22 protein-coding genes are annotated in these 26,458 nt (G+C 65.0%); 9 read left to right on the plus strand and 13 right to left on the minus strand.

The features are described 5' to 3' along the window. Positions 1–98 precede the first annotated feature (98 nt). Entirely contained in the window at positions 99–563 is a 465-nt protein-coding gene (gene bfr, locus NRG23_RS22670; protein WP_007924173.1) for a bacterioferritin, read from the plus strand. A gap of 93 nt (positions 564–656) precedes the next feature. Here the strand turns inward: bfr and uvrA are convergent, their stop codons facing one another. Next, positions 657–3,491 carry an excinuclease ABC subunit UvrA gene (uvrA, locus tag NRG23_RS22675; RefSeq protein WP_016702646.1) on the minus strand — a complete coding sequence of 945 codons (2,835 nt, stop codon included), beginning with the start codon at positions 3,489–3,491 and terminating at the stop codon, positions 657–659. 180 nt (positions 3,492–3,671) lie between these two features. Here uvrA and NRG23_RS22680 point away from each other — a divergent pair, with 180 nt between their 5' ends. Both NRG23_RS22680 and NRG23_RS22685 read left to right on the plus strand, forming a co-directional pair. Next, positions 3,672–5,066 (plus strand): MFS transporter, encoded by a 1,395-nt coding sequence (locus NRG23_RS22680; protein WP_009051114.1) that lies wholly within the window; start codon positions 3,672–3,674, stop codon positions 5,064–5,066. A gap of 9 nt (positions 5,067–5,075) precedes the next feature. After that, positions 5,076–5,588 (plus strand): single-stranded DNA-binding protein, encoded by a 513-nt coding sequence (locus NRG23_RS22685; protein ID WP_009045846.1) that lies wholly within the window; start codon positions 5,076–5,078, stop codon positions 5,586–5,588. 137 nt (positions 5,589–5,725) lie between these two features. On the opposite strand, the gene NRG23_RS22690 is transcribed toward NRG23_RS22685, so the two are convergent. Continuing rightward, on the minus strand, positions 5,726–6,280 hold the full coding sequence (locus NRG23_RS22690; RefSeq protein ID WP_257372199.1) for a cysteine hydrolase family protein: 555 nt from the start codon (positions 6,278–6,280) through the stop codon (positions 5,726–5,728). A 103-nt stretch (positions 6,281–6,383) separates the two neighbouring features. On the opposite strand from NRG23_RS22690, the gene NRG23_RS22695 reads away from it, so the two are divergent. The 3 genes from NRG23_RS22695 to NRG23_RS22705 all read left to right on the plus strand — a co-directional run bounded on the left by NRG23_RS22695 (position 6,384) and on the right by NRG23_RS22705 (position 9,427). Next, positions 6,384–7,391 (plus strand): GlxA family transcriptional regulator, encoded by a 1,008-nt coding sequence (locus tag NRG23_RS22695; protein ID WP_257372200.1) that lies wholly within the window; start codon positions 6,384–6,386, stop codon positions 7,389–7,391. A 181-nt stretch (positions 7,392–7,572) separates the two neighbouring features. Next, positions 7,573–8,682: a DUF3182 family protein gene (locus NRG23_RS22700; RefSeq protein WP_053270050.1), complete on the plus strand. Its 1,110-nt coding sequence runs from the start codon at positions 7,573–7,575 to the stop codon at positions 8,680–8,682. Then, positions 8,672–9,427: a S9 family peptidase gene (locus tag NRG23_RS22705; protein WP_038575407.1), complete on the plus strand. Its 756-nt coding sequence runs from the start codon at positions 8,672–8,674 to the stop codon at positions 9,425–9,427. The genes NRG23_RS22700 and NRG23_RS22705 overlap by 11 nt, the downstream gene beginning before the upstream one ends. Positions 9,428–9,499: 72 nt before the next feature. Here NRG23_RS22705 and NRG23_RS22710 read toward each other — a convergent pair whose 3' ends face one another. The 6 genes from NRG23_RS22710 to NRG23_RS22735 form a co-directional block, all read right to left on the minus strand. Next, on the minus strand, positions 9,500–10,495 hold the full coding sequence (locus tag NRG23_RS22710) for a lysylphosphatidylglycerol synthase domain-containing protein (RefSeq protein ID WP_028683452.1): 996 nt from the start codon (positions 10,493–10,495) through the stop codon (positions 9,500–9,502). Further along, positions 10,482–11,783 carry a cardiolipin synthase ClsB gene (gene clsB, locus NRG23_RS22715; RefSeq protein WP_053270048.1) on the minus strand — a complete coding sequence of 434 codons (1,302 nt, stop codon included), beginning with the start codon at positions 11,781–11,783 and terminating at the stop codon, positions 10,482–10,484. The genes NRG23_RS22710 and clsB overlap by 14 nt, the downstream gene beginning before the upstream one ends. Further along, positions 11,780–12,577 carry an endonuclease/exonuclease/phosphatase family protein gene (locus tag NRG23_RS22720; protein WP_257372208.1) on the minus strand — a complete coding sequence of 266 codons (798 nt, stop codon included), beginning with the start codon at positions 12,575–12,577 and terminating at the stop codon, positions 11,780–11,782. The genes clsB and NRG23_RS22720 overlap by 4 nt, the downstream gene beginning before the upstream one ends. Continuing rightward, positions 12,574–13,500 (minus strand): DUF72 domain-containing protein, encoded by a 927-nt coding sequence (locus tag NRG23_RS22725; protein WP_257372209.1) that lies wholly within the window; start codon positions 13,498–13,500, stop codon positions 12,574–12,576. Before NRG23_RS22725 ends, NRG23_RS22720 begins: the two co-directional genes overlap by 4 nt. Positions 13,501–13,780: 280 nt before the next feature. After that, on the minus strand, positions 13,781–14,992 hold the full coding sequence (locus NRG23_RS22730) for an MFS transporter (RefSeq protein ID WP_257372210.1): 1,212 nt from the start codon (positions 14,990–14,992) through the stop codon (positions 13,781–13,783). 184 nt (positions 14,993–15,176) lie between these two features. Further along, on the minus strand, positions 15,177–19,493 hold the full coding sequence (locus tag NRG23_RS22735) for a DEAD/DEAH box helicase (RefSeq protein WP_257372215.1): 4,317 nt from the start codon (positions 19,491–19,493) through the stop codon (positions 15,177–15,179). A 382-nt stretch (positions 19,494–19,875) separates the two neighbouring features. On the opposite strand from NRG23_RS22735, the gene NRG23_RS22740 reads away from it, so the two are divergent. Both NRG23_RS22740 and NRG23_RS22745 read left to right on the plus strand, forming a co-directional pair. Next, positions 19,876–20,760, plus strand: a complete 885-nt coding sequence (locus NRG23_RS22740; RefSeq protein WP_023969342.1) for a sugar nucleotide-binding protein — start codon at positions 19,876–19,878, stop codon at positions 20,758–20,760. Further along, positions 20,753–21,682, plus strand: coding sequence for an NAD-dependent epimerase/dehydratase family protein (locus NRG23_RS22745; RefSeq protein ID WP_053270044.1), 930 nt, complete (start codon positions 20,753–20,755; stop codon positions 21,680–21,682). Before NRG23_RS22740 ends, NRG23_RS22745 begins: the two co-directional genes overlap by 8 nt. A 59-nt stretch (positions 21,683–21,741) precedes the next feature. Here the strand turns inward: NRG23_RS22745 and NRG23_RS22750 are convergent, their stop codons facing one another. From NRG23_RS22750 to NRG23_RS22770, 5 genes are all read right to left on the minus strand, one after another. Beyond that, on the minus strand, positions 21,742–22,440 hold the full coding sequence (locus NRG23_RS22750; RefSeq protein WP_009051101.1) for an OmpW family protein: 699 nt from the start codon (positions 22,438–22,440) through the stop codon (positions 21,742–21,744). A 237-nt stretch (positions 22,441–22,677) separates the two neighbouring features. Further along, positions 22,678–23,196: a DUF3299 domain-containing protein gene (locus NRG23_RS22755; protein ID WP_028683458.1), complete on the minus strand. Its 519-nt coding sequence runs from the start codon at positions 23,194–23,196 to the stop codon at positions 22,678–22,680. A gap of 26 nt (positions 23,197–23,222) precedes the next feature. Continuing rightward, positions 23,223–24,488: an ABC transporter permease gene (locus NRG23_RS22760; RefSeq protein WP_038635565.1), complete on the minus strand. Its 1,266-nt coding sequence runs from the start codon at positions 24,486–24,488 to the stop codon at positions 23,223–23,225. A gap of 1 nt (position 24,489) precedes the next feature. Then, complete coding sequence (locus NRG23_RS22765; RefSeq protein WP_257372218.1) at positions 24,490–25,200, minus strand: ABC transporter ATP-binding protein; 711 nt, start codon at positions 25,198–25,200, stop codon at positions 24,490–24,492. A 138-nt stretch (positions 25,201–25,338) separates the two neighbouring features. Then, entirely contained in the window at positions 25,339–25,935 is a 597-nt protein-coding gene (locus NRG23_RS22770; protein WP_016702660.1) for a DUF2796 domain-containing protein, read from the minus strand. Between the two features lie 134 nt (positions 25,936–26,069). On the opposite strand from NRG23_RS22770, the gene NRG23_RS22775 reads away from it, so the two are divergent. Continuing rightward, entirely contained in the window at positions 26,070–26,423 is a 354-nt protein-coding gene (locus NRG23_RS22775) for a hypothetical protein (RefSeq protein ID WP_016702661.1), read from the plus strand. Positions 26,424–26,458: the final 35 nt, after the last annotated feature.

The following is a 26,458-nucleotide window of genomic DNA, read 5'->3' on the forward strand; positions in this document are numbered from 1 at the left end:
CTTTTCTCTGGAATTCTTCACTTTATTAGCGTTTTTACAGTGACCTGCAAGTCAGCTTGGTTCAAAATACAGACTTTCAAGCAGGGAGATGTAGGGCGATGCAAGGTCACCCGGACGTAATCGATTACCTCAACACGTTGCTGACGGGCGAGCTGGCAGCACGTGACCAATATTTCATCCACTCGCGTATGTATGAAGACTGGGGCTTCAGCAAGCTCTACGAGCGCATCAATCACGAGATGGAAGAAGAGACTCAACACGCCGATGCATTGATGCGCCGCATCCTGATGCTCGAAGGCACGCCACGCATGCGCCCTGACGATCTGGATATCGGCACCACCGTGCCGGATATGTTCGCCGCTGACCTGCGCCTGGAGTACAAGGTCCGCGCAGCACTGTGCAAGGGCATCGAGCTGTGCGAGAAGCACAAGGACTATGTCAGCCGTGACATCCTGCGTGTGCAGTTGGCCGATACCGAAGAAGACCATACCTACTGGCTGGAAAAGCAGTTGGGTCTGATCAAGTCGATCGGTCTGGAAAACTACCTGCAGTCGCAGTTCTGATGCGCTAGCCCTTTCCTGCAGGCAACTGCAGGGTTCTGACGGGCACAAAAAAGCCCCTGCCATTTCCTAATGGCAGGGGCTTTTTCATGGGGCTCAGGCCCGGTCGCGGGTCAGCAGTGGCTTGAGGTAGTAACCGGTATGGGATTGCGGCATCTCTGCCAATTGCTCCGGTGTACCCACGGCAATGATCTGGCCGCCCTTGGAGCCGCCTTCCGGCCCCAGGTCCACCAGCCAGTCGGCAGTCTTGATCACATCCAGGTTGTGCTCGATCACCACCACAGTGTTGCCGTGGTCGCGCAGGCGATGCAGAACGTCCAGCAACTGCTGGATGTCGGCGAAGTGCAGGCCGGTGGTTGGCTCGTCGAGGATGTAGAGGGTCTTCCCTGTATCGCGCTTGGACAGCTCGCGAGACAGCTTGACCCGCTGCGCTTCACCGCCGGACAAGGTCGTCGCCGACTGTCCCAGCTTGATATAGGACAGCCCCACGTCCATCAGCGTCTGCAGCTTGCGCGCCAGCGCCGGCACCGGGTCGAAGAACTCCCGCGCTTCCTCGATGGTCATTTCCAGGACCTCGTGGATGCTCTTGCCCTTGTATTTGATCTCAAGGGTTTCGCGGTTGTAGCGCTTGCTCTTGCACACATCGCACGGCACGTAGATGTCCGGCAGGAAGTGCATTTCCACCTTGATCAGACCGTCGCCCTGGCAGGCTTCGCAGCGGCCGCCCTTGACGTTGAAGGAGAAGCGGCCCGGACCGTAGCCGCGCGAGCGCGATTCGGGAACCCCGGCAAACAGTTCGCGAATCGGCGTGAACAGCCCGGTGTAGGTCGCCGGGTTGGAGCGCGGTGTACGACCGATAGGGCTCTGGTCGATATCCACCACCTTGTCCAGGTGCTGCAGGCCGTTGATGCTGTCGTGCGCAGCGGCTTCCAGCGTGGTCGCGCCGTTCAGCGCCGTGGCACTGAGGGGGAACAGGGTGTTGTTGATCAGGGTCGATTTACCCGAGCCGGAGACACCGGTCACGCAGGTCAGCAGGCCGATCGGAATCTCCAGGTCGACGTTGCGCAAGTTGTTGCCGCGGGCCCCCTTGAGGGACAGCGAAAGCTTCTTGTTGCGTGGCGTACGCTTGGCCGGCACGGCGATTTTCACCCGACCGGAGAGGTACTTGCCAGTCAGTGAGTCGGGATGGGACATCACCTCGTCGGGTGTACCTTCGGCGACGATCTGCCCGCCATGCACGCCGGCGCCCGGGCCGATGTCCACCACATAGTCGGCCAGGCGAATGGCGTCCTCGTCGTGTTCGACCACGATCACCGTGTTGCCGATATCCCGCAGGTGTTTCAGGGTGCCCAGCAGACGGTCGTTGTCGCGCTGGTGCAGACCGATGGAGGGTTCATCGAGGATGTACATCACTCCTACCAGGCCGGCGCCGATCTGGCTGGCCAGGCGGATCCGCTGCGCCTCGCCGCCGGACAGGGTGTCGGCGCTGCGATCCAGGGTCAGGTAGTCCAGGCCGACGTTGACCAGGAACTGCAGGCGCTCGCGGATCTCCTTGAGGATCTTGTCGGCGATCTCGCCACGGCGTCCGGTCAGCGACAAGGTGCCGAAGTAATCGGTGGCATCGCCGATCGGCAGGCTGGTGACGGCCGGCAAAGTCTTCTCGCCGACCCACACGTGGCGTGCTTCACGACGCAGGCGGGTACCACGGCAGTCCGGGCACGGCTGGGTGCTGAGGAACTTGGCCAGCTCCTCGCGCACGGTGGCCGATTCGGTCTCGCGGTAGCGACGTTCCAGGTTCGGCACGATGCCTTCGAACGGGTGGGAGCGCTTGACGATATCGCCACGATCGTTGAGGTACTTGAAGTCGACGTTCTGCGTGCCGCTGCCGTTGAGGATGACCTTCTGCTGGTCGGCCGGCAGCTGGTTGAACGGTACTTCCAGGCTGAAGCCGTAATGCGACGCCAGCGAGCCGAGCATCTGGAAGTAATAGACGTTGCGCCTGTCCCAGCCGCGAATCGCCCCTTCGGCCAGGGTCAGCTCGCCATTGACCAGGCGCTTGATGTCGAAGAACTGCTTGACCCCCAGGCCGTCGCAGGTCGGGCAGGCACCGGCCGGGTTGTTGAAGGAGAACAGCTTGGGTTCCAGTTCGCTGATGGCGTGGCCGCAGATCGGGCAGGCGAAGCGCGCGGAGAAGATGATTTCTTCGCCGGGTTCGTCGTCCATTGGCGCCACCAGGGCGATACCGTCGGCCAGCTTCAGCGCGGTCTCGAACGACTCGGCCAGACGCTGCTGCAGGTCGGTGCGGACCTTGAAGCGGTCGACCACCACATCGATCGAGTGTTTTTTCTGTTTATCCAGCTTCGGCAACTCATCCAGCTCGTAGAGCTTGCCGTTGACCCGGGCGCGAACGAAGCCCTGGGCACGCAGTTCCTCGAAGACCGACAGGTGCTCGCCCTTGCGCTCGCGAATCACCGGCGCCAGCAGCATCAGCTTGCTGCCTTCCGGCTGGGCCAGCACCAGGTCGACCATCTGGCTGACGGTCTGGGCTTCCAGCGGGATGTCGTGATCCGGGCAGCGTGGCGTACCCACGCGTGCATACAACAGGCGCAGGTAGTCGTAGATCTCGGTGATGGTGCCGACGGTGGAGCGCGGGTTGTGCGAGGTGGATTTCTGTTCGATGGAAATCGCTGGCGACAAACCTTCGATGGTGTCGACGTCGGGTTTTTCCATCATCGACAGGAATTGCCGGGCATAGGCCGACAGCGACTCGACATAACGGCGCTGGCCTTCGGCATACAAGGTGTCGAACGCCAGAGACGATTTGCCGGATCCGGACAGGCCGGTGATGACGATCAGTTTGTCCCGTGGCAGGGTCAGGTCGATGTTCTTCAGGTTGTGGGTTCGGGCCCCACGAATCAGGATCTTGTCCAAAGTGGCCTCGCTCGGCGGGCGTCGAAAACGTAGGAGTATAAGGGCAAATACTGGATGGATGCACACTATCAAATGAGGTCTGTGCAGCCGTAGATGAAACCTGCGCGGCAAAGCGTCGCCATATACCCCGTCAATCGATCGGACTGGTAGAATCGCCGCCGGTTCACACGAGGTTTTTCCATGCATGATCCCCACAGCGAGCGCATGAGTGGCGCCGAGACCCGCGCGGCAAGCGGTCTGGCCCTGGTGTTCGCCTTCCGTATGCTTGGCATGTTCATGGTGTTGCCGGTCCTGGCGACCTATGGGATGGATCTGGCAGGAGCGACCCCGGCCCTGATCGGGTTGGCGATCGGCGCTTACGGCCTGACCCAGGCGATTTTCCAGATCCCGTTCGGGATCATTTCCGACCGTATCGGTCGTCGTCCGGTGATTTACCTGGGGCTGATCGTCTTTGCCCTGGGCAGTGTGCTGGCGGCCAACGCCGACTCGATCTGGGGCGTGATCGCCGGGCGCATCCTGCAGGGTGCCGGGGCGATTTCCGCGGCGGTCATGGCGCTGTTGTCGGACCTGACCCGCGAGCAGCACCGCACCAAGGCCATGGCCATGATCGGCATGACCATCGGCCTGTCCTTTGCCGTGGCCATGGTGGCCGGCCCGCTGCTGACCCGCGCTTTCGGTTTGTCCGGGCTGTTCTTCGCCACCGGCGGCATGGCGCTGCTGGGCATTTTCATCGTTGCCTTCATGGTGCCGCACTCGACCGGCCCATTGCAGCACCGTGAGTCCGGGGTCGCGCGCCAGGCGCTGTTGCCGACGCTCAAGCATCCGGACCTGTTGCGCCTGGATCTTGGTATCTTCGTGTTGCATGCGATGCTGATGTCGAGCTTCGTCGCCTTGCCGCTGGCCCTGGTGGAAAAAGCCGGCCTGCCCAAGGAACAGCACTGGTGGGTCTACCTCACCGCGCTGTTGATCTCCTTCTTCGCCATGATCCCGTTCATCATCTACGGCGAGAAAAAACGCAAAATGAAACGAGTTCTGCTGGGCGCGGTCAGTACGCTGCTGCTCACCGAGCTATTCTTCTGGGAGTTCGGCGACAGCCTGCGGGCGCTGGTGATCGGCACGGTGGTGTTCTTCACCGCGTTCAACCTGCTGGAAGCTTCGCTGCCGTCGCTGATCAGCAAGGTTTCACCGGCCGGCGGCAAGGGCACGGCCATGGGGGTCTATTCCACCAGCCAGTTCCTCGGTTCGGCGCTGGGCGGCATTCTCGGCGGCTGGTTGTTCCAGCATGGCGGTTTGTCGGTTGTGTTCCTGGGGTGTGCAGGACTTGCTGCCCTGTGGTTGGCCTTTGCTGTTACCATGCGCGAACCTCCTTACGTGACGAGCCTGCGCTTGCCGTTATCGCCCGAAGCGATCCGCGAAGCCGGTCTGGTCGAGCGCCTGAAGGCCGTTGTTGGGGTAACAGATGCAGTGATGGTGGCCGAAGAAGCCGCCATTTACATCAAATTGGACACCGAATTATTGGATCGCGCGACCCTCGAGCAGCTGGTCAACCCAGCCCGATCGGCGTGCGAAGCCTAGGAGAACGTTATGGCCCGTGGGGTTAACAAAGTCATATTGGTCGGCACTTGCGGCCAGGATCCTGAAGTTCGCTACCTGCCTAACGGTAACGCCGTGACCAACCTGAGTCTGGCCACCAGCGAACAGTGGACCGACAAGCAAACCGGTCAGAAGGTCGAGAAGACCGAGTGGCACCGTGTGTCGATGTTCGGCAAGGTCGCGGAAATCGCCGGCGAATACCTGCGCAAAGGTTCGCAGGTCTACATCGAAGGCAAGCTGCAGACCCGCGAGTGGGAAAAAGACGGCATCAAGCGCTACACCACTGAAATCATCGTCGACATGCAGGGCACCATGCAGCTGCTGGGCGGCCGTCCACAGGGCGACCAGGGCCAGGGCATGGGCAACTCTGCGCCACGTCCGCAGCAGTCGCGTCCACAGCCTTCGCAGGCGCCACAACGCGAATCGCGTCCAGCGCCTCAGCAGTCCTCGCCACAGCCGGCGCAGAACTTCGACGACAGCTTCGATGACGATATTCCGTTCTAAGAGAGCCCTCTCGGCAACGGCATGAAAAAGGCCCGTAGCGCGCAAACGCTACGGGCTTTTTGCTTTCTATCTATCGCAAGTTCGGTGCTGGGGACTCCGTTGTCCCAGAGCCTCCAGCAAGGAAGGGCCCGACAGAATCAGCGGCTGCCCGCCAGAAACTCATCGGTGGACACCACGCTGGCGTAGGCGAACCCCAGGGACGACATGAATGCAGCGTGGACCTGGGCCGCTGGCACCACCACACCATTGAATTCGAGGTCGCGGGTGGCGCAGGCGTCATGGATCACTGTGACGCCATAGCCCAGGTCGGCGGCAGCGCGGGTGACGCCGTCGATGCACATGTGACTCATGCTGCCGACCACCACCAGGTGTTCAATGTCGTGTTGGTCGAGAATGGCTTCGAGCTCGGTTTCGCGGAACGAATTGACGAAGTGCTTGAGCACCACCGGTTCGTCGGCGCGGTTGCTGACCTTGGGATGCAGTTGTGCGCCGCTGGAGCCGGGGGTGAAGAACGGCGCGCTGTCGGAAGTGAATTCGTGGCGGATGTGCACCACCTGCTGGCCGCTGTCACGGAAGGCTTGGATCAGCCGCGCGGCGTTGTCGGCGGCGGCTTCGACGCCCACCAGGGGCCACTTGCCGTTGGGGAAGTAGTCGTTCTGGATATCGACTACGATGAGCGCTTGCTTGGCCATGGGTGTGTCCTCTGAAGTAGTGGCTGGCTGTGGAGTCCAGTATTGGCTCCGGCGGGCCGGTCGAGGATTGGCCGCACCGACAATAGCAGGGGGAAAACTGACAATGGGTATGGAAAGCGCAGTCGCCGAGCTGGGCGTGCTGATCTATCCCGGGGCACAGATGGCCGCGGTGCATGGCTTGACCGACCTGTTCGGGGTCGCCAACCGTATCGCCGCCGAACAACGCAGTACGCAGTTGCCGCTGTTGCGCATCAGCCACTGGCAGGCGCAGGCCGACCAGGCGCCTATACGGGTATACGACAGTCACCCTGATGTTGAGGGGCCATTGCTGGCGGTGCTGATCCCACCCTCGGTGGCCGGCTTCTCCCGGGCGCAGGCACCGCAGGCGCTGACCCAATGGCTGCGCCAGCAGCATGCCAATGGCGCGACCCTGGGCGGGGTCTGTGTCGGCTCGATCCTGCTGGCCGAAAGTGGCCTGCTCGACGGTCGCAGTGCCACCACTCACTGGACCTCGGCGAAGCAGTTCGCCGAGCGCTACCCGAACATCCGCCTGAACGCCGACAAGCCGATCGTCGACGATGGCGACCTGATCACCACCACCGGCCTGATGGCCTGGTCCGAACTCGGGTTGCGCATGGTCGACCGCCTGCTAGGCCCGAGCATCGCCAGCGGCACCGCGCGTTTTCTGGTGATCGAACACAGCGACAGCGCCAGCCAGTGCGGCAGTAACTTCGCGCCGATCCTCGGCCACGGCGACGCGGCGATCCTCAAGGTGCAGCACTGGCTGCAGGCCAATGGCGCGGTGGACGTTTCCCTCGCCGTCATGGCGCAGCAGGCCGGGCTGGAGGAGCGCACCTTCCTGCGGCGCTTTCGGGCCGCCACCGGGCTCAAGCCCACCGAATATTGCCAGCACCTGCGGGTGGGCAAGGCCCGGGAAATGCTCGAGTTCACCAACGGCACCATCGACCATATCGCTTGGACGGTCGGTTACCAGGACCCTGGGGCGTTCCGCGCCACCTTCAAGAAGATCACCGGGCTGGCGCCCAGCGAATATCGCGCGCGTTTCGGCGTGACGCCGCCGACACCGCTGGCACGGGCCGGGCAGGGCTGACCTCCGCGAGTCGTGCAAAATACCGGGCGGCGCCGGCCGATCGTGCAAAATAAGACAGGCCCAATGCCAGCAACGATGGCGTAGAGCGCTTATCCAGGGGCTATTCGACTCCCCCCGGGCCTTGGCGTGATCCCTGCACCCTTTCTTGTACATTCACCACGCCGATGACGAAGGGGGACGCATGGCCCCGACGCAACGCAAGAAACGGGTGGTCGCCCACTCGGTCCACCCTGGGGCCTCGCAGCATGTCGTGGAGACCAATCGCGCGCTGGCCCGGTGGCTGGCACAAATCCTCGGGCTGGAATTCGCCGGTGACTACGACCCGCTCGTGCATGGCCAGGACGAGCTGTACCTGTTGCCGACGCAGACCATCGTCGGCCCTGCCGCGGCCCGGCAATTGCGGGTCACGGGGCCGGACGACCTGTGGGGCGGGTATGTCGAGCATGATTTTATCTGCACCAAGGCTATCACCCATGGCCTGCTGAACAAGAACGCCGTGGCCCCGCCGGGCTGGGCGCCGCTGTTCTCCCGGCGGGTGCGCAATGTGGTGCTGGACGGCCTGAGCGTGTTTTCCCTGAACGATGCCCGGCCAGCGGCCAGCCATTTGCTTTACAGCGGACCGATCCGCATGAAGCCGATCCATGCCTGCGCCGGTCGTGGCCAGCAGGTGATCGAGAGCCTGGAGCACTTCGACGAGCTGCTGACGCAACCGGAGGTCGCCCGGCAGTTCAATGAAGGCGTGGTCCTGGAGCAGGATCTGCAACAGGTGGTCACCTACAGCGCCGGCCAGTCCTTTATCGCCGGCCATGTCCTCAGCTACTGCGGCCAGCAGTACCTGACCGAGGACGCCGACGGCGAGCAGGTCTACGGTGGCTCCGAGCTGTTGGTGGTGCAGGGGGGCTACCCTGAGTTGCTGGCGCTGCCACTGCCGACGGACGTGCGCCAGGCGGTGCAGCAGGCCCGGGTTTTCGACGCCGCCGCCGATGAGGCCTATCCGCGGTTTTTCGCCTCCCGGCGCAATTACGACATCGCCCAGGGCCTGGACGCCGAAGGCCGGCAGCGCAGCGGCGTACTCGAGCAATCGTGGCGCATGGGCGGTGCCAGCAGCGCCGAAGTGGCGGCTTTGCAGGCCTTTATCGACCATCCGGGCATGCGCGCGATTCGTGTGTCCGCGGTGGAAACCTATGTCGACCAGCCTTTGCCGGCCGATGCCATCGAGGTCTATCGCGGGCCCGCGGAGCACAGTGACTTTCTTCTCAAATATGCAACGGTCCAATCCTATGACGGCTAGAAGCGAAAGCATTCAAATCGACATCGATGACGAGCAGATGAGCGGGACTTTCCTCACTCCCAGGTCGAAAGTCCCCGGCGTACTGTTTGTCCACGGCTGGGGCGGTAGCCAGGAGCGCGACCTGGAGCGCGCCCGGGGCATCGCCGGGCTGGGTTGCGTGTGCCTGACCTTCGACCTGCGGGGCCACGCCGGCAGCGGTATTCCGCTGAACCGCGTGAGCCGCGAAGACAACCTGCGCGACCTGTTGGCGGCCTATGACCGCCTGCTGGCCCACCCGGCCCTCGACACCTCGGCGATCGCCGTGGTGGGCACCAGTTACGGTGGCTACCTGGCGAGCATCCTGACCTCGCTGCGACCGGTGCGCTGGCTGGCGCTACGGGTCCCGGCGCTGTACCGCGACGAAGCCTGGAACAGCCCCAAGCGTGACCTGGACAAGGCCGACCTGCTGGATTACCGCAGCAGCCTGGTGCGCATGGACAGCAACCGGGCGCTGCATGCCTGCGCGGCGTTCACCGGGGATGTGCTGCTGGTGGAGTCGGAGACCGACGAGCATGTGCCACACGCCACCATCATGAGTTACCGCGCGGCCTGCCAGCAGACCCATTCCATGACCCACCGGATCATCGACGGCGCCGACCATGCCCTGAGCGATCCCGTGTCGCAGCAGGCCTACACCTCGATCCTGGTGGACTGGATCACGGAAATGGTGGTGGGAGAACGGTTGAGCATCATTCAGTCGCAATAGTCGGGAGCGCTGGTTGAATGAGGTGCGCAAGCTCGCTCCCGGAGAGGAACGCGCGCGTTTGTCGCGATAGCGTCAGCCGCCTTTGCGCGGCTTTTTCTCCACGCGCAACGCCTTGGCCCTGGCCTCTACCAGCAGGTACATCAGCAGCGCGATCAGCAGCGGCAGGATGAAGTAGATCGCCCGGTAGGCGATCAACCCGGCCAGCAGGCTGCCGCGGGACACCTCATGTTGCAGCAGGGCGATGAACACCGCCTCCAACACCCCCAGCCCCGCCGGAATATGGGTGATGACCCCGGCGATGCTGCTGATCAGCAGCACCCCGAGCACCACCGGGTAATCGAGCTTGCTGGGCAGCAGGGTAAAGATCACCGCTGCCATCAGCGACCAGTTGAGCGCGCCCAGGGCCAGTTGCAACAGGGCCATGTGCAACGAGGGCAGGTTGATCTCGACCCCGCGTATCGACCACTCGCGCCGCCGGGAAAACCGACAGGCCGCCAGGTAGCCCACGCCCAGCACCAGCAGCAGGACGCCCACCCCCTGTAACGCGCCGTTGCTGAGCTGCCAGCCGGGCGGCAACTTCATCAGGCCACTGGCGAACACGGTGCCGGCCAGGGCCATGTAGCCGAACCAGTTAGTGGCCAGGCTCAGGCCGAGGATCTTGGCGATGTTGCCGGTGCTCACCCCGAGCCTGGAGTACAGCCGGTAGCGCATGGCGATCCCGCCGACCCAGGCGCTGAGGTTGAGGTTGAAGGCATAGCTGATGAACCCCACCGGCAGGATCTGCCGCCAGCCGAGGTTCTGCCGGATGTAGGTGCGCCCGATCAGGTCGAAGCAGGCGTAGACCAGGAAGCTGGCCAGGGTCAGGCTCGCGGCGATGACCAGGGTACGCACCTTGAAGTCGGCCAGGGTGCCAAGCACTTCGCTCCAGTCGATGCGCCGGGCCAGCAGGGTGAACAGCACGATCAGCAGCAGGAAGAAGGCGATGGTCAGCGGTTTCTTCAGGCGTTGCCAGCGCGACCGGGCATGCGACGCGGCGGGCGTCGAACCATGGGCGTCAGTGCGGCTCATGGGGCGACTCCCGCTGGGGGGCGGCCTGGCCGAAGGGCTTCAATAGCGGCTTGTGGGCGGGCAGCCAGCCGGCCCAGGCCGGAAAGTGACGCAGGATGTGAAACACCAGGAAGCCCACGGTCAGGCGCCACAGGCGGCCGCGGCCGGAGCCCTTGGCCGGCATGGCCTGGCAGTGGTCGCGGCTGAGCCGGTCGAGGCGCTCGAACAGGTCGTGATTGAAGGCCCGGTCGCGGATCAGCACATTGGCTTCCAGGTTCAGCGACAGGCTCAGCGGGTCGAGATTGCTCGAGCCCACGGTGCTCCAGTCGTCGTCCACCAGCGCCACCTTGCCGTGCAGTGGCCGTTCGCAATATTCGTAGATGGTCACGCCATCCTTGAGCAGGTAGTCATAGAGCATGCGTGCCGCCAGCCTGGCCACCAGCATGTCCGGCTCGCCCTGCAGGATCAGCCGTACCTCGACGCCACGGCGCGCGGCGTTGCGGATCTCGCGCAGCAGCCGATAGCCGGGGAAGAAGTAGGCATTGGCGATTACCACCCGCTGCCGGGCCCCGCGCAGCACCAGGCGGTAGACCTCTTCGATATCGCTGCGGTGCAGGCGGTTGTCGCGATAGACCAGGCGTACCTGGCCGTCATGGTCGGTCAGGGCCAGCTGCGCGCGGCGCTGCCGGCGGCGTTGCCACCAGTAGCGGGCGCGGGCCGGGCGGTCGCCTTGCAGCAGGGCGAAATGGTGGATATCCACCACCGCCGGCCCCTGGATCTCTACCGAGTAATCCTGTTTGGCCTGGGGGCCGAAATCGGCCAGGTGATCGGCGGAGAAGTTGATCCCGCCGACAAAGGCGATGGCGCCGTCGACCACCACTATCTTGCGATGCAGGCGGCGGAACCAGTTGGTGCGCACCCCGAAAATCGGTTGCGCCGGGTCGAATATCTGCAAGCGCACCCCGGCGTTGCTCATGGCGGCAAGGAACTCGGTGCTCAGTTCGCCGCAACCGAAGCCGTCCAGGCTGACGGTGACCCGTACGCCACGCTGTGCGGCCTCGATCAGGATAGCGTGCAGCTCCTGGCCGACCTTGTCCTCGAAGAGAATGAAGGTCTCCAGCAGGATCTCGCTCTGCGCCTGGCGCAGGACTTCGAACACCCGGGGGAAATAGGCTTCGCCATTTTCCAGCAGCACCACCCGGTTGTTGCTGTGCCAGCCATATTCGAGGTCCATCCGTGGTGGTTCGTGGGCCAGCCCGGCATCGGGCAGGCTGTCCACCGTGGTTTTTTCCAGGGGCATGTCGTTCATAGCTCGACCTCGACCGACAGCGGCGCGTGATCGGAGAGATGGGACCAGGGATGGGTGTCCAGTACCTGGGGCCGGTGGACCTTCAGATGACGCACGTAGATCCGGTCCAGCCGCAGCAGCGGCAGGCGCGCGGGGAAGCTGCGCGCTGGCTTGCCGTGCAGGCTGACAAAGGCCTCCCGCAAGCCACTGGGCGCGAGCCGTGCATCGGCGCGCAGCCGCCAGTCGTTGAAGTCGCCGGCGACGATCAAGGGCTCATCGCCGGGCAGCTCGGCGATCAGTTGCAGCAGCAGATCCAGCTGTTGCTGGCGATGGCTTTCGCGCAACCCCAGGTGCACGCAAATGGCATGCACTTCCAGGGCATCGCCGGGCAGGCGCAGCACGCAATGCAGCAGGCCGCGGCTCTCGTGCCCGGACAGGGAGATGTCGAGGTTGTCGTAGCGAATGATCTGGAATTTCGACAGCAGTGCATTGCCGTGGTCGCCAGCCGGGTACACCGCATTGCGCCCATAGGCGAACTGCGGCCAGATGCTGTCGGCGAGGAACTCGTATTGCGGCATGCTCGGCCAGTTGTTGTAGCGCTGCGGGTGCTGGTCGTGGGCGCCGTGCACCTCTTGCAGGAACACCACATCCGCCTCCACGCTGCGCACCGCCTCGCGCAGCTCGGGCAGGATGAAGCGCCGGTTCAGGGCGGTGAAGCCCTTGTGGGTGTTCACCGTCAGCACCGTGAAGCGGCGCGCGGCGGCAAGCCCGATCGCGGGTGGTATCGGGCTGTTGGCCGACTCGTCATGGCTCATGGCAGCACCCCGGGCGGGGCGGGCTCGCCGGGCGCCGTCGCCAGCGCCTTGTCGAGCCCGAAGCGCTGCAGCAACCGGCGGGCATCGAAGGGTGCGCGGACCTTGAGGTCATTGTCGAAATAGCAGAACACCTCCCGGCTCTTGCGCGCCCTGGGGGTATGCCGGGCGTCGATCAGCCGGGCATCGGCGGGTTGTTTGCCGTTGTGCCAGGCCTCGATCCGGTCGCCCCAGCGCTTCAGGGCCTGGGGCGTATAGCCGCTGGCATACAGCTCCTTGTCGCCATGCAGCCGCAGGTAGACGAAATCGCCGGTCAGGTCCTCGCAATAAGGCCACTTGCCGGCGGTGTCGGCCACCACCAGCGCCACACCGTGCTGGCGCAGCAGGTGCGGGAATTCGGGCACGGCAAAGCTTGCATGGCGGATTTCCACGGCATGGCGCATGGCTTTTTTGCCGTAGGCCTTGGTGCTGGCGTGGCCGTTCAGGCGTGGTTCGTGCTGGCGGGTGAGGGCGGCGGCCTGTTCGGTATCGGCGGGCAATTGCTGAAGAAAGGCGCCGAACAGCTCGGCGTCGAACTGAAAACTCGGTGGAAACTGCCAGAGGATCGGCCCGAGCTTGTCCTTGAGCTCCAGCACGCCCGAGGCGAAGAAGTTGGCGATCGGCTTGTGCACGTCCCGCAGCCGCAGGATATGGGTGATGTAGCGCGGCGCCTTGACGCTGAACACGAAGCCCTTGGGGGTATCGGCATACCAGTCGGCATAACGCTCGGGGGTCTGCAGCGCGTAGAACGAACCGTTGATTTCGATGCTGTTGACCGCGCGCGAAGCGAATTGCAGCTCGCGCTTGTGCGTCAGCCCCTCGGGGTAGAAATCTCCACGCCAGGGCTTGTAGCGCCAGCCGGAAATACCGATATGAATCGCCGCCATGTCCGCTCCCGTCTCAGGGTCTTCGAACCGCCTCTGTCTTTTGATGACTGCCCGGCTGGCGGGAAAGTTTCGACCTTCCTACGGACGGCACTTTCCACCTTTGTAGGAGCGAGCTTGCTCGCGATGGACGTTAACGATAACGCGTGTTGAGTGGATGAACGCGGCGCTCTCAGGTCCATCGCGAGCAAGCTCGCTCCTACAGTGGCGCCACTATCGTCCTTAACTGATCGGCACTAGCCGGCCAGGGCTGCGTTTTTCTGCTTGGGGCCTGCTGGCGGGCTCAGTGCCCGACCACCACCCGGCTCGAACCCTCGGCCGGTTCGGCGTACACCGGGCCGAGGCGATCCAGGCGCCCGCTCCAGGCGGTCAGGGCCAGGGCGCCCAGCACCACCAGGCCACCGATCCAGGCGGTGTGGATCAGCCCCAGGTGGGCGACGATCAGGCCGCCACCCCAGGCGCCGCCGGCGATGCCGAGGTTGAAGGCGGCGATGTTCAGGCCCGAGGCCACGTCCACCGCCTGCGGGGTGTGGTGTTCGGCCTGGCGCACCACGTAGACCTGCAGGCCCGGTACGTTGCCGAAGGCCACGGCGCCCCACACCAGCACGGTGGCCAGTGCCAGCCACGGGTTGCCGGCGGTGAAGGTGAGCAGCAACAGCACGCCGGCCAGCAGGGCGAAGATGATCTTCAGGGCGCTGATCGGGCCGCGCTTGTCCGCCAGCTTGCCGCCCCAGATGTTGCCGACGGCGACCGAGATGCCGTAGACCAGCAGCACCAGGCTGACGGTGCTGGCGTTGAAGCCGGAAATGTCCTGGAGAATCGGCGCGAGGAAGGTGAAGGCGATGAACGAGCCGCCGTAGCCCACCGCGGTCATGGCGTACACCAGCAGCAGGCGCGGTTGTTTCAGCACTTGCAGTTGTTGCAGCAAGGACGCCGGTTTGCTGTGGGCGATGTTTTTCGGCACGTAGATCAGGCTGCCGATAAAGGCGATCACACCCAGCGCCGACACGGCGAGGAAGGTTTCACGCCAGCCGAAATGCTGGCCGATAAAGGTCCCCAGCGGCACGCCGGTGACCAGGGCCACGGTCAGGCCGGTGAACATGATGGCAATCGCGCTGGCGGCTTTCTCCTTGGGCACCAGACTGGTGGCGATGGTCGAGCCGATGGAGAAGAACACGCCATGGGCCAGGCCGGTGACGATGCGCGCCAGGACCAGGGATTCATAGCTGGGCGCTTGCCAGGCCAGCAGGTTGCCGAGGGTGAACAGCACCATCAGCGACAGCAGCAACAACTTGCGCGGGACCTTGCCGGTCAGCGCGGTGAGCACCGGCGCGCCGACGGCGACGCCCAGGGCGTACAGGCTGACCAGCAGCCCGGCGGACGGCAGGCTGACGCCGAGGTCGGCGCCGATGGTGGGTAACAGGCCAACGATGACGAACTCGGTCGTCCCGATGGCGAAGGCGCTGAGGGTCAGCGCGAGCAAGGCAATGGGCATGGCTGCAACTCCGGTGGATTCGATAATGGAGCGCAGTGTCCGGATTCGACTCGTGCGGAAAAATAGCGGTTTCGGTATTTGATATTTGACCTGCGAGCAAATATCGAATGGCCAGGCTTCTGTAGGAGCGAAGCTTGCTCGCGATAAAACCGACGCGATGCCCCAGGCCGTCCGTGGCCCAACGTCAGTGGCGAATCAACCGGGTCCGCAGTTCAAGGCTGGCCTGCGGCTCGAGGTCCAGCCAGAAATGCTGTTTGCCGGCGATCTCGGCGGCCGCGGGCAGGCCGTCGCGGTACACCAGCCGGTTGCCGGCCAGGGCCGGAACCTTCGGCCCGGGCAGCAGGGTGCCGGCGAGGTTCAGCGGGTCGACGCCACACACCGCGGTCAGGCCGCCATCCAGCGGGCGCCGGCGAACTTCGCGCAACAGGGCGATGGCCTCGGGCAGGGCGAACTGCTCGCCGGCCAGGCCGCTGACAAAACGCCCGCCGCGGATTTCGCCGCGGGCCTCCAGCCGATGGAAAGTGCGCAGCAGTTCGCGCCAGCTCGGCAGCCAGTCGGCCTCGCGCTCCAGCAGGCGCCAGAACACCACGCCATAACGTCGCAACAGGGTCATGGCGATGTGTTCCAGGGTGTCCGGTGGGAGTGCCTGCGCATGGCTGCCGACGCCCTCCAGCACCTGCGACGGGCGCCGTAGCAGGGCCCAACGCCCCGCATCGTCCATGCCGCCGACCAGCGCTCCGCGCCCGCGTCGGCTGCTGCGGGCCTGGCGCTTGCTGGCCGGGGTGATCAAGGCGCGCAGGCCGGCAAAACTGTCGGCATTCACCAGCCCGGCGGCCACCAGTTCCTGCAGGGCGATCTCCAGTTCGGTGCGCAGGACATGGGCTTCGTGCTGTAACTCATCGAAGAACAAGGCGCCGTGCTGGCTCAAGGCTTCATGGACCTTCTGTGCCTTGGGCGACAGCTCGCTGCTGTCGGGTTGCGCGCCCAAACCGCTCCACAGCGCGACCTGGCTGCGGGGCAGCAACACGATCGGCGTGTTGCGCAAGGTTGCACCAGCGGCTTTGTGCGGGGCGCTGAGGCGGCTCCAGACCACCTTGCCGTTGCGGCACAGCTCATCCAGCCAGGTGGCGGAGTAATCCTTGATCCGCGCCGGCAGCAGGTCGCTGTCCCAGGCACCGGCCGCGGCGGCATAACCCTCGAACTGGGCGACCGTCTGCGCCAGCATGGCGCTGCCCTGGCCCTGGGTGGCGCTGGACAGGTGCTGCCAGTCGAACAGAAAGCGCATCAAGTCCTGCAGCGATACCGGTTCGATCTCCCGGCGCAGGCGTTTGACGGTGTAGCGATGAATCCGCGCCAGCAGATGCCGTTCGCACCACTCCTCCCGGACCTCGCCGGGGCTGAAGCGGCCGCGCAGCACATAACCTTCGCTTTCCAGTTGCGCCAGGACCTGGGCGACCTCGCTGGCGCTCAGGCCCAGGGGCGCGGCGATGCTCTCCAGCGGCAAGGGGCCGAAGCCGCTGAGCCGGGCTCGAATCACCTCCAGCAGCGCTTCATCGCGCTGCCATTGCTCATCGAAGCCGGGCGGAGCCTCGAGGACCGGTTGCAGCGGCGCCTGTGGATAAATCGCCCGCAGGCAACCCAGGCGCTCGACGGCCAGCCACAGGGCCTGCTTGTCGTCGATCTGCAACCGGCTGGCGCGGCCGCTGTCCGCCAGGGCTTGCAGCCAAGCGCTCCACTGCGGGTTGGCTTGGGTCTCGTGCTCGCCGATGCAGGCCAGGCTTATCAGCGCTTCATGCATTTCATCCGGGTTGCCGGGGGCGGGCCAGGCTTCCTCGCGCACCGACTGGATGGCCTCGGCATCCAGGGCGCCGAGGTCGTCGCTGGATTCGGGGTCGCTCCAGCGACGGCTGAGCACGGCCTGGGTCCGCCGCTCTTCCAAAGGCGCATCGTCGAGGAAGGTGTAAGGCCGGGCGCTGAGGATCTCCGCGGCCAGGGGCGAGGGCGCTGGCAGGTCGCGGCTGATCAGGCGCAACTCGCCGCGTTCCATGCGCCGCAACAGCTTCAGCCAGCCCTCGCTGTCCATGGCTTCGTGCAGGCAGTCGTCCAGGGTCTGCTCCACCAGCGGGTGATCGGGAATCTGCCGTTCGCCGGCGAGGTTTTCCAGGCAAGCGATCTGGTCGGGAAACACGCTGGCGATCAGGTCTTCGCTTTTCATCCGCTGGATCTGCGGCGCCACCTTGCGCCCGCCGACAAAGCGCGGCAGCGCCAGGGCCACCCCGGCATTCCAGCGCCAGCGCACGCCGAACAGCGGCGCGTCCAGCACCGCCTGGACCAGGATGTGTTCGGCGCCGTTGCTGTGCAGGTAACGCCAGACTTCGTCGAGCTCGAAACTGTGGCTGGTGGACAGCGACAGCACGATGGCGTCTTCGCTGGCGGCGGCCTGCAGTTCGAAGTTGAAGGTGCGGCAGAAGCGCTTGCGCAGCGCCAGGCCCCAGGCGCGATTGATCCGGCTGCCGAACGGCGTGTGGATGATCAGTTGGGTGCCGCCGGACTCATCGAAAAAGCGCTCCATGATCAGCGTGTCCTGGGACGGCAGCGCGCCCAGGCTCTGGCGTGCGCGGGCCAGGTAGTCGACCAGTTGTTCGGCGCTGGCGGCGTCCAGGCCAAGGCTGTCGCCGAGCCAGTCGAGGGCCGGCTGCAACTGGCCGGGCGTGGCGCCGAGCAGTGCGTCGAGCCGGGCCAGCAGGCGCGCCACGGCAAACGACAGTTCGGCGCTGCGCCCGGGGGCTTCGCCGAGCCAGAACGGAATGGTCGGCGGTTGACCGTGGGCGTCCTCGACCCGCACCCGGCCGGTTTCCACCCGCAGGATGCGGTACGAAGTATTGCCCAGCTGGAACACATCGCCGGCGATGCTTTCCACCGCGAAGTCTTCGTTGACGCTGCCGATATTCAGCGCCTGGGGCTCCAGCAGCACGGCGTAGTCGGCGTTGTCGGGGATGGTGCCGCCGCTGGTCACCGCCGTCAGCTGGCTGCCCCGCCGGCCGCGCAGGCTACGGTTGACGGCATCGCGATGCAGGTAGGCGCTGCGGATGCCCTGGCGCCCGTTGTAGCCCTCGGCGAGCATGCGCAGCAGCGCCTGGAAATGCCCTTCGTCAAGGTCGCTGTAGGGCGCGGCGCGGCGGATCATTGCCAGCAGCGGCTGCTCCTGCCATTCCTGGTTGCTGACTTCGGCGACGATCTGCTGCGCCAGCACATCCAGTGGTGCCTTGGGGATCTGCAGGGTATCGAGCTCGCCGCGGTGCACGCAGTCGAGCAGGGCGGCGCATTCGATCAGGTCGTCGCGGGTCAGGGCAAACAGGCGGCCCTTGGGCGTGCCGCCGACCTGGTGCCCGGAGCGCCCGACCCTTTGCAGGAACGCCGAGATCGAGCGCGGCGAGCCGACCTGGCACACCAGATCGACATCGCCGATATCGATGCCCAGCTCCAGCGAGGCGGTGGCGATCAGCACCTGCAAATCGCCGCGCTTGAGGCGTTGTTCGGCGTCCAGGCGAAACTCCTTGGCCAGGCTGCCGTGGTGGGCGGCCACCGCGTCCTTGCCCAGGCGCTCGCTCAGGTGACGGCTCAGGCGTTCGGCCAGGCGCCGGGTGTTGACGAACACCAGGGTGGTGCGGTGTTCCCGCGCCAGCTCGGCGATGCGTTCGTAGACCAGCTCCCAGACGTCGTTGGCCATGACCGCCGACAGCGGCACGGGCGGCACTTCGATGGCCAGGTCCCGGGGCCGGGCGTGGCCGATGTCGACGATCTCGCAGGGGCGTTCATGACCGACCAGGAAACGCGACACCGCTTCGATGGGCTTCTGCGTGGCCGACAAGCCGATGCGCGTCAGTGGTTCGCCGCACAGCGCTTGCAGGCGCTCCAGGCTCAACGCCAGGTGGCTGCCGCGCTTACTGGCGGCGATGGCGTGGATCTCGTCGACTATTACCGTGCGCGTGCTGGCCAGCATCTGCCGGCCAGAGGCCGAGCCCAGCAGCACATACAGCGATTCGGGGGTGGTCACCAGGATATGCGGCGCGCTCTTGCGCATGGCGCTGCGGTCTTTTTGCGGGGTGTCGCCGGTGCGCACCGCGGTGCTGATGCGCAACTGCGGCAGGCCCATGCGTTCGAGCTGTTGGGTAATCCCGGCCAGCGGGTCTTGCAGGTTGATCTGGATATCGTTGCTCAGGGCCTTGAGCGGCGAGACGTACACCACCAGGGTCTGCTCCGGCAGCGTGCCGCCGTTTTCCAGGCCGCGATGCACCAGTTCGTCGATCACCGCGAGGAAGGCGGTCAGGGTCTTGCCCGAGCCGGTGGGCGCGGCGATCAGGGTCGAGCGGCGCTGGCGGATCAGCGGCCAGGCCCGGGCCTGGGCGGCGGTCGCCGCCGGGAAGCAGCTGTTGAACCAGGCGCTGACCGCGGGGTGGAAACCCGGCAGGGCGTCGGTGGGGATCTGGGGAAGGTTCATGCACAACGTTATGCGACCGCCGGGGCGAAGTTGCAAGCCTGCCTCGTCAGTGGCTACACGGACACCACGTGCTCTGTAGCCGCTGCCGCAGGCTGCGATCGAGCTGGGTGGCATTCCGACGTAGCGGTCGTAAAACCAGCCAATGCGATTTTCCAGACAGATCGCGGACTCAGGGTTTGTGGCAACTGCGTTGCCGATCGCAGCCTCGCGGGGCTCGGCAGCGGCTACAGAGGGGCGGTATGACCGACGGCGCTACACTTTCTCAGTGACGGTTGCGCCGGAAACCCGCAAAATGCAACGATTCTGAGCAATATTCATGGCCAAACCCGCGGGTCTGGCCGACTCAAACCATCGTTCCGAACAGATTGGGCCTGCTGACTCTATGCGAATGCGCCTTATGTTACTGGGCGGCGGAAATGCCCTTGGGCAGGCGCTGATTCGCCTCGGTGCAGAGGAAGACATCGGTTTCCTCGCCCCCCGTCCGCCGCAAGACGGCTGGGATGCCGCGAGCCTGACGCAACTGCTCGACGACACCCGTCCGGATGCCTTGATCAACCTTGCGTACTACTTCGACTGGTTCCAGGCGGAGAGTGTCCCCGAGGCACGCCTGGCCAGCCAGGAACGGGCGGTCGAGCGGCTTTCCGAGCTGTGCCAGCATCACAACATCATTCTTCTGCAGCCTTCCAGCTACCGCGTGTTCGACGGTTCGCGGGCCACCGCCTACAGCGAAAAGGACGAACCGGTACCGCTGGGCCTGCGTGGCCAGGCCTTGTGGCGGATCGAGCAGAATGTGCGCGCCACCTGCCCGCAGCATGTGCTGCTGCGTTTCGGCTGGCTGCTGGACGACAGCGCCGAAGGCACCCTGGGGCGTTTCCTGGCGCGTGCCGAGCAGCCCGAAGAGCTGCTGCTGGCCGACGACCGCCGGGGCAACCCGACGCCGGTGGACGATGCTGCCCGGGTGATCATTTCCGTGCTCAAGCAACTCGATTGCGCCGCGCCGCTGTGGGGCACCTACCACTACGCCGGCCATGAGGCGACCACGCCGCTGGCGCTGGGCCAGGCGATCCTCACCGAGGCCCGCAGCCTGCATCCGCTGGCTATCGAGGCGCCGACCGCCCAGGCCCACGCTGCCCGGCCGGACGCCGCCGAAGAGCCGCAGCACGCGGTGCTGGCCTGCAAGAAAATTCTGCACACCTTCGGGATCAAGCCACGTGCCTGGCGCGCGGCGCTCCCGGCTCTACTGGATAGGTTTTATCGTCATGGCTGATGGCCCAATTCTGATCACCGGCGGTGCCGGTTTCATCGGTTCGCACCTGACCGACGCTTTGCTCGCCAAGGGTTACTCGGTGCGGATCCTCGACGATCTGTCCACTGGTAAACCCAGCAACCTGCCGCTGGACAACCCGCGGGTCGAACTGATCGAAGGCGACGTCGCCGATTCGGCCCTGGTGGCACGGGCGATGAGCGGCTGCCGTGCGGTCGCGCACCTGGCGGCGGTCGCCTCGGTGCAGGCTTCGGTGGACGACCCGGTGCGTACCCACCAGAGCAACTTCATCGGCACCCTCAACGTCTGCGAGGCCATGCGCCAGGCCGGCGTCAAGCGCGTGCTGTTCGCCTCCAGCGCGGCGGTCTATGGCAACAATGGCGAGGGCGAATCGATCGACGAAGACACGCCCAAGGCGCCACTGACGCCCTATGCCTCGGACAAGTTGGCCAGCGAGTACTACCTTGATTTCTATCGCCGCCAGCATGGCCTGGAGCCGGCGATCTTCCGTTTCTTCAACATCTTCGGGCCGCGCCAGGATCCGTCCTCGCCGTACTCAGGGGTCATCAGCATCTTTTGCGAGCGCGCGCAGAAAGGCCTGCCGATCACCGTATTCGGCGATGGCGAGCAGACCCGTGATTTCATGTATGTCGAAGACCTGGTGGACGTGCTGGTGCAGTCCCTGGAAATGCCGCAGCTGGAAGTCGGCGCGGTGAATGTCGGCCTGAACCAGGCCACCACCCTCAAGCAATTGCTCGAGGCCCTGGGCGAGGTGGTGGGGCAGTTGCCACCGATCAGCTACGGCCCGGCGCGTTCAGGGGATATTCGCCATTCGCGGGCGAACAACCAGCGTCTGTTGCAGCGCTTCAAGTTCCCCGAGCCGACCCCGATGAGCGTCGGGCTGGCACGTTTGCTGGGCCTCTGAGCTTTCCCCCAGCGATGAAAAAAGGCGCCTTTGCAGGCGCCTTTTTTTGTCTGGCCGATTTAGAACTTGTAGCCCAGGCCGACCATGTAGACCCATGGATCGACGTCCACGTCGACCTTGGCCCGGGTGCCGCCGGCGACCGCGTTGTTGTTCACGTAGGCGGTGGTGTCGATGTCCACGTAACGCACCTGGGCGTTGATCATCACGTTGTCGGTCAGCATGTAGTCGGCACCGACCTGCCAGGCCAGGCCCCAGGAGTTCTTCGCCCGGAAGTTGTCGAAACCGGCGGCGCTGGCGCGGCTGCCGACGTGTTCGTCATAGATCCAGGTGTAGTTGATACCGGCACCCACGTAAGGCTGGAAAGCGGCCTTGTGGTCCAGCGGGTAGTACACGACGCTCAGGGTCGGTGGCAGGTGCTTGAGGGTACCGAGCTTGCCGTTGGCGGCGTCCAGCGCGGTGCCCTTGAGCTTCACGTCATGCTCGAACGGGGTGGCCGCGAGCAGTTCGATGCCGATGTTGTTGGTCAGCATGTAGGCGAAGTTCAGGCCCAGCTGGGTGTCGCTGCTCATGGTCGCCTTGCCGCCGAGGTTGGCACCGGCCAACGGACCGCGGTCGACCTTGACGTCGCCGCTGTCGGCTTTCGGATTGACGGTGATGGCACCGGCGCGAACGATGATGTCGCCCGCTTCGTGGGCGTGGGCGAGCGGGGCGGCGAGCGCGAGCGCGAACAGGGAGGCGCTGAGCAGGGACTTGTGCATGGGAGCTCCAAAGGACGATTCGAGTTGGCTAGGTCCAATGGTAAGGATCGTCAAGGAACAGGCTTTGACTCAGCTCAATGAAAACCGGATCAGCGTGGGAGCGAGACGCTCGGGGGGCGCTCCGGGCGCTTTGGAATCGATCGCGAGCAAGCTCGCTCCTACATGAACAATGCAGTTCCCTGTAGGAGCGGGTTGGCTCGCGATGAGGTCATGTACGGCACTGCAGAACCGGTGGTTTCACTCCTGCAATTCGTACACGTAGATCTTCTGCGCTTCCATCTGGTAACCCGCGTCGGCGATGTCGCTGGTGGACGCCTTGACCTGCATCGGCCCCTCGATCCAGTACGGCTGATACAGCTCGTCGAGCTTCACGCCGACCTCGCTTTTCACGTGCACGATCTGGTTCGAGGGCGGTGGCGGTACGTGGATACAGGCGCCGAAATACGGCACCAGCAGAAACTCCGTGGTGCGGCCTTCCTCACTGACTTCCAGCGGCACTATGTAGCCGGGCAGGCGCACCGACAGGCCGTCCAGGCTCTGCACCACCGGGGCGTTGGGCATGTCCTGCTTGGCCGCCGGGGCGGACTCGGCGGCCAGGGCGTCGCTCATCTGCGACAGGTCGTGCAGCGGCTTCATGTTCGGCACTTCCGCCGGCGCGTCCGGCGGGATCATTTCCGACCAGGCCAGGTCCCGCGGTTCGGCGGCCCACAGTGGCAGGGCGACCAGCATCAACAGCGCAAGCAGGGCACGGGGCATGCCGGAGCTCCTCATGACTAGAGACCTCATAAACGGATGGACAGGCCATCGGCCAGCGATTGTCGGTAGGCGCGCCAGGCCGGCACGCTGCCCATCAGCAGGGCGGCGATCAGGATACCGCCGAGCAGCGTCCACTCATACTCGCTCGGCCAGGCCAGCGGCAGGTACAGGCCGTAGGTCGACTGCACATAACCCTGGGCCAGGGCGATGCCCAGGTACAGCAGGCCGAGCCCGGCGAGCACGCCGAACAGCGCCAGGGCGAAGGCTTCCAGCACCAGCAAGGTCGCGATATGCCAGGGGCGGGCGCCGACCGAACGCAGGATCGCCATCTCCCGGCGGCGCTCGTTGAGGCTGGTGAGGATCGCCGTGAGCATGCCGATCAGGCCGGTCAGCACCACGAACAACGACACCACGAACAAGGCCTTTTCCGCGGTGCCCATCAGGCTCCACAGTTCTTGCAGGGCGACCCCGGGCAGGATCGCCAGCATCGGTTCGCCGCGGTATTCGTTGATCTCGCGCTGCACGGCGAAGGTGGCGATCTTGCTGTTCAGGCCGAGCATGAAGGCGGTGATCGCTTGCGGCGTCAGGTCCATGTTGCGTGCCTGGTCGGCGCTGATGCGGCCGTTGCCCTGGGCCGGCACGCCGTTGTGCCAGTCGATGTGGATCGCTTCCATGCCGCCGAGGCTGATGTGCAGCGTGCGGTCCACAGGGGTGCCGGTGCGCTTGAGGATGCCGACCACGGTGAAGGGTTTGTCGTCGTGCTTGACCAGGCTGATGGCCGCCACGCCGTGGGCCAGCACCAGCTTGTCGCCGAGCTTGTAATGCAGGGCCTCGGCGACTTCGGCGCCGAGCACCACTTCGAACGGATCGCTGGCGAACTCGCGGCCGCTGGCCAGTTGCAGGTTCTGCTGGTGGCCGTACTGGTAATGCTCGAAGTAGGCCTCGGTGGTGCCCATCACCCGGTAGCCGCGATGGGAATCGCCGAGGGAAATCGGGATTGCCCATTTCACTTTCGGGCTATTGGCGAAATGCTCGAAGCTGTCCCAGCGAATGTTGTTGGTGGCGTTGCCGATGCGGAACACCGAATACAGCAGCAGGTTCACCGAACCGGAGCGGGCGCCGACGATCAGGTCGGTGCCGCTGATGGTGCTGGCGAAACTGGCGCGGGCTTCGGTGCGCACCCGCTCGACCGCCAGCAGCAGGCAGACCGACAGGGCGATGGCGAAGGCGGTGAGGATCGCGGTGAAGCGGCGGTTAGCCAGGCTGGCCATGGCTAGACGGAACAGATACATCTCAGACCTCTGCGGGCGTGGCGGCGCGATTGAGTTCGGCCAGCGACAGGTTGCGATCGAACAGCGGCGCCAGGCTCTGGTCGTGACTGACGAACAACAGGCTGGCCCCGGCCTCGCGGCATTCGGCGAACAACAGGCGGATAAAGGCTTCGCGGGCGTCGTAGTCCAGCGCCGAGGTCGGCTCGTCGGCGATCACCAGTTCCGGCTGGCCGATCAGTGCGCGGGCGGCGGCGACCCGTTGTTGCTGGCCGATGGACAGCGAGTCGGCGCGGCGTTCGAGCAGGTCGGGGTCTTTCAACCCCAGGTGGGCGAGCAGGGTGGCCGCTGCCTGGTCGACACTGCCGTGGCGCTGCACGGCGCGGCCGGCGCGCAATCTGGAGAAGTGGCAGGGCAGCTCGACGTTCTCGCGCACCGACAGAAACGGCAGCAGGTTGAACTGTTGGAAGATGTAGCCGGTGTGATCGACCCGGAAGCGGTCGCGGGCGCCGGCCGAGAGTTCGGTCAGCTCCTGGCCCAGCAGGCGGATGCTGCCGCAATCGGGTTTCTGCACGCCGCCGAGCAGGCCGAGCAGGGTGGTCTTGCCGCTGCCGCTGGGGCCCTTGAGGAACAGCGTTTCACCTGCTTCCAGGCGAAATGTCGGTATATCCAGCAACTGCGGATGGCCGGGCCAGCTGAAGCCCAGGTCGGACAATTGGATAAGTGCTTGGGTCATGTTGGGCCGATCATGGTGTGAGTTTTGTAGCCGCTGCCGAAGGCTGCGATAAGGTCCGCAGAACCTTCCGGGGGCCTCAAGAGCAACGACCCCTTCGGGCTCGATCGCAGCCTGTGGCAGCGGCTACAGGAGTCGCGGTCAGAACTTCAGGCTGGCGGCCTTGGAGGTCGCTTCCACGCCTTGCTGGCCACTTGGCGAGATGAGTTGTACCTGAATTTTCTGGGTAGCGGGGAAGGTCTTGAACACCCCGGCCAGGTCCAGGCTCTTCAGCGCGCCCGGCGTGGCACAGGTGAACTGGTAGTGCGCATGGATCTCGCTGTGTTCGTGGTGATGCTCGTGGCCGTTGGCATCCTTCGCGTCGTCATGGTCTTCGTCGTGATCCTCGGGCTTGTCGCCGAACAGCGGGCTTTCCAGTTCCTGTTGCGCCACCACGCAACCGGCGGCGGGCGGCAGGCTGAACAGTGCCAGCGGTTTTTCCAGCTGGGCCCGTACGGCGGCGACCTTGGCCTTGTCCGCGTCGGTGCTGGCGGCGTGTTCGAAACCCACCAGGTTCATCGCCGGGCTTTCCAGTTCCAGCTCCAGGGTCTGGCCGTCCAGCGCGGCGTTCAGGCGGGCCACGCCATGCTCGTGAGCGCCGAGGCTGCCGTGCTCATGGTCGTGATCGTGTTTTTCGGCCGCGTGAGCGATGGCCAGGGGCAATAGGGCGAACGGCAGGGCGAGCAGCAGACGACGCATGGCAAGTCTCCGGAGCGAACATGAAAAAAATGTTATGTAATCTTATAACAAGAGTGGCGAGAGTTTGACCGCCTGCTTGGCGTTGCGCAAGACGCATGGGAGCATGCTCGTCAGAAAAGATCGGGAGCAGAGCGATGGTGCGGATTCGTGGAAGCATCGGCGAATGGCCGGTGGATTTGACCCTGGAACTGGACGAGGCCGACTGGGATCAGCTGAGTGCCCGGCTGGGGGCGCCGTTGCAGGCGGCCAAAGCCGAAAGCGGTGCGCCCGTGGCCAAGCCGGCGAGCCAGGACGATGCGCTGTGGCAGATCGCCAGGGACTTGCTGCGCAAGGCCGGGCAATTGAGTGGCCCGGACCTGCTGGAGCAATTGGAAGGCCTGACCGGCAGCGCCGCGGCGGGCAAGCGCCTGCTGGTGCGCCTGCGCCATAGCGCACAGGTCAAGGTAGTGAGCGGCGGCGATACGCCGCTCTACAGCTGGATCGAGTAGGCGAGGGCTGAGCCGGCTTGCGATAAGCCGGCGCG

Source organism: Pseudomonas sp. T8 (genome assembly GCF_024610635.1).
Lineage (GTDB): Bacteria > Pseudomonadota > Gammaproteobacteria > Pseudomonadales > Pseudomonadaceae > Aquipseudomonas > Aquipseudomonas chlororaphis_I.

Excerpts from the sequence above, each read along its gene's own strand:
- bfr (WP_007924173.1), top strand. The coding sequence starts at position 99 with ATGCAAGGTCACCCGGACGTAATCGATTACCTCAACACGTTGCTGACG.
- NRG23_RS22680 (WP_009051114.1), top strand. The coding sequence starts at position 3,672 with ATGCATGATCCCCACAGCGAGCGCATGAGTGGCGCCGAGACCCGCGCG.
- NRG23_RS22685 (WP_009045846.1), top strand. The coding sequence starts at position 5,076 with ATGGCCCGTGGGGTTAACAAAGTCATATTGGTCGGCACTTGCGGCCAG.
- NRG23_RS22690 (WP_257372199.1), bottom strand. The coding sequence starts at position 6,280 with ATGGCCAAGCAAGCGCTCATCGTAGTCGATATCCAGAACGACTACTTC.
- NRG23_RS22695 (WP_257372200.1), top strand. The coding sequence starts at position 6,384 with ATGGGTATGGAAAGCGCAGTCGCCGAGCTGGGCGTGCTGATCTATCCC.
- NRG23_RS22700 (WP_053270050.1), top strand. The coding sequence starts at position 7,573 with ATGGCCCCGACGCAACGCAAGAAACGGGTGGTCGCCCACTCGGTCCAC.
- NRG23_RS22705 (WP_038575407.1), top strand. The coding sequence starts at position 8,672 with ATGACGGCTAGAAGCGAAAGCATTCAAATCGACATCGATGACGAGCAG.
- NRG23_RS22710 (WP_028683452.1), bottom strand. The coding sequence starts at position 10,495 with ATGAGCCGCACTGACGCCCATGGTTCGACGCCCGCCGCGTCGCATGCC.
- clsB (WP_053270048.1), bottom strand. The coding sequence starts at position 11,783 with ATGAACGACATGCCCCTGGAAAAAACCACGGTGGACAGCCTGCCCGAT.
- NRG23_RS22720 (WP_257372208.1), bottom strand. The coding sequence starts at position 12,577 with ATGAGCCATGACGAGTCGGCCAACAGCCCGATACCACCCGCGATCGGG.
- NRG23_RS22725 (WP_257372209.1), bottom strand. The coding sequence starts at position 13,500 with ATGGCGGCGATTCATATCGGTATTTCCGGCTGGCGCTACAAGCCCTGG.
- NRG23_RS22730 (WP_257372210.1), bottom strand. The coding sequence starts at position 14,992 with ATGCCCATTGCCTTGCTCGCGCTGACCCTCAGCGCCTTCGCCATCGGG.
- NRG23_RS22735 (WP_257372215.1), bottom strand. The coding sequence starts at position 19,493 with ATGAACCTTCCCCAGATCCCCACCGACGCCCTGCCGGGTTTCCACCCC.
- NRG23_RS22740 (WP_023969342.1), top strand. The coding sequence starts at position 19,876 with ATGCGAATGCGCCTTATGTTACTGGGCGGCGGAAATGCCCTTGGGCAG.
- NRG23_RS22745 (WP_053270044.1), top strand. The coding sequence starts at position 20,753 with ATGGCTGATGGCCCAATTCTGATCACCGGCGGTGCCGGTTTCATCGGT.
- NRG23_RS22750 (WP_009051101.1), bottom strand. The coding sequence starts at position 22,440 with ATGCACAAGTCCCTGCTCAGCGCCTCCCTGTTCGCGCTCGCGCTCGCC.
- NRG23_RS22755 (WP_028683458.1), bottom strand. The coding sequence starts at position 23,196 with ATGCCCCGTGCCCTGCTTGCGCTGTTGATGCTGGTCGCCCTGCCACTG.
- NRG23_RS22760 (WP_038635565.1), bottom strand. The coding sequence starts at position 24,488 with ATGTATCTGTTCCGTCTAGCCATGGCCAGCCTGGCTAACCGCCGCTTC.
- NRG23_RS22765 (WP_257372218.1), bottom strand. The coding sequence starts at position 25,200 with ATGACCCAAGCACTTATCCAATTGTCCGACCTGGGCTTCAGCTGGCCC.
- NRG23_RS22770 (WP_016702660.1), bottom strand. The coding sequence starts at position 25,935 with ATGCGTCGTCTGCTGCTCGCCCTGCCGTTCGCCCTATTGCCCCTGGCC.
- NRG23_RS22775 (WP_016702661.1), top strand. The coding sequence starts at position 26,070 with ATGGTGCGGATTCGTGGAAGCATCGGCGAATGGCCGGTGGATTTGACC.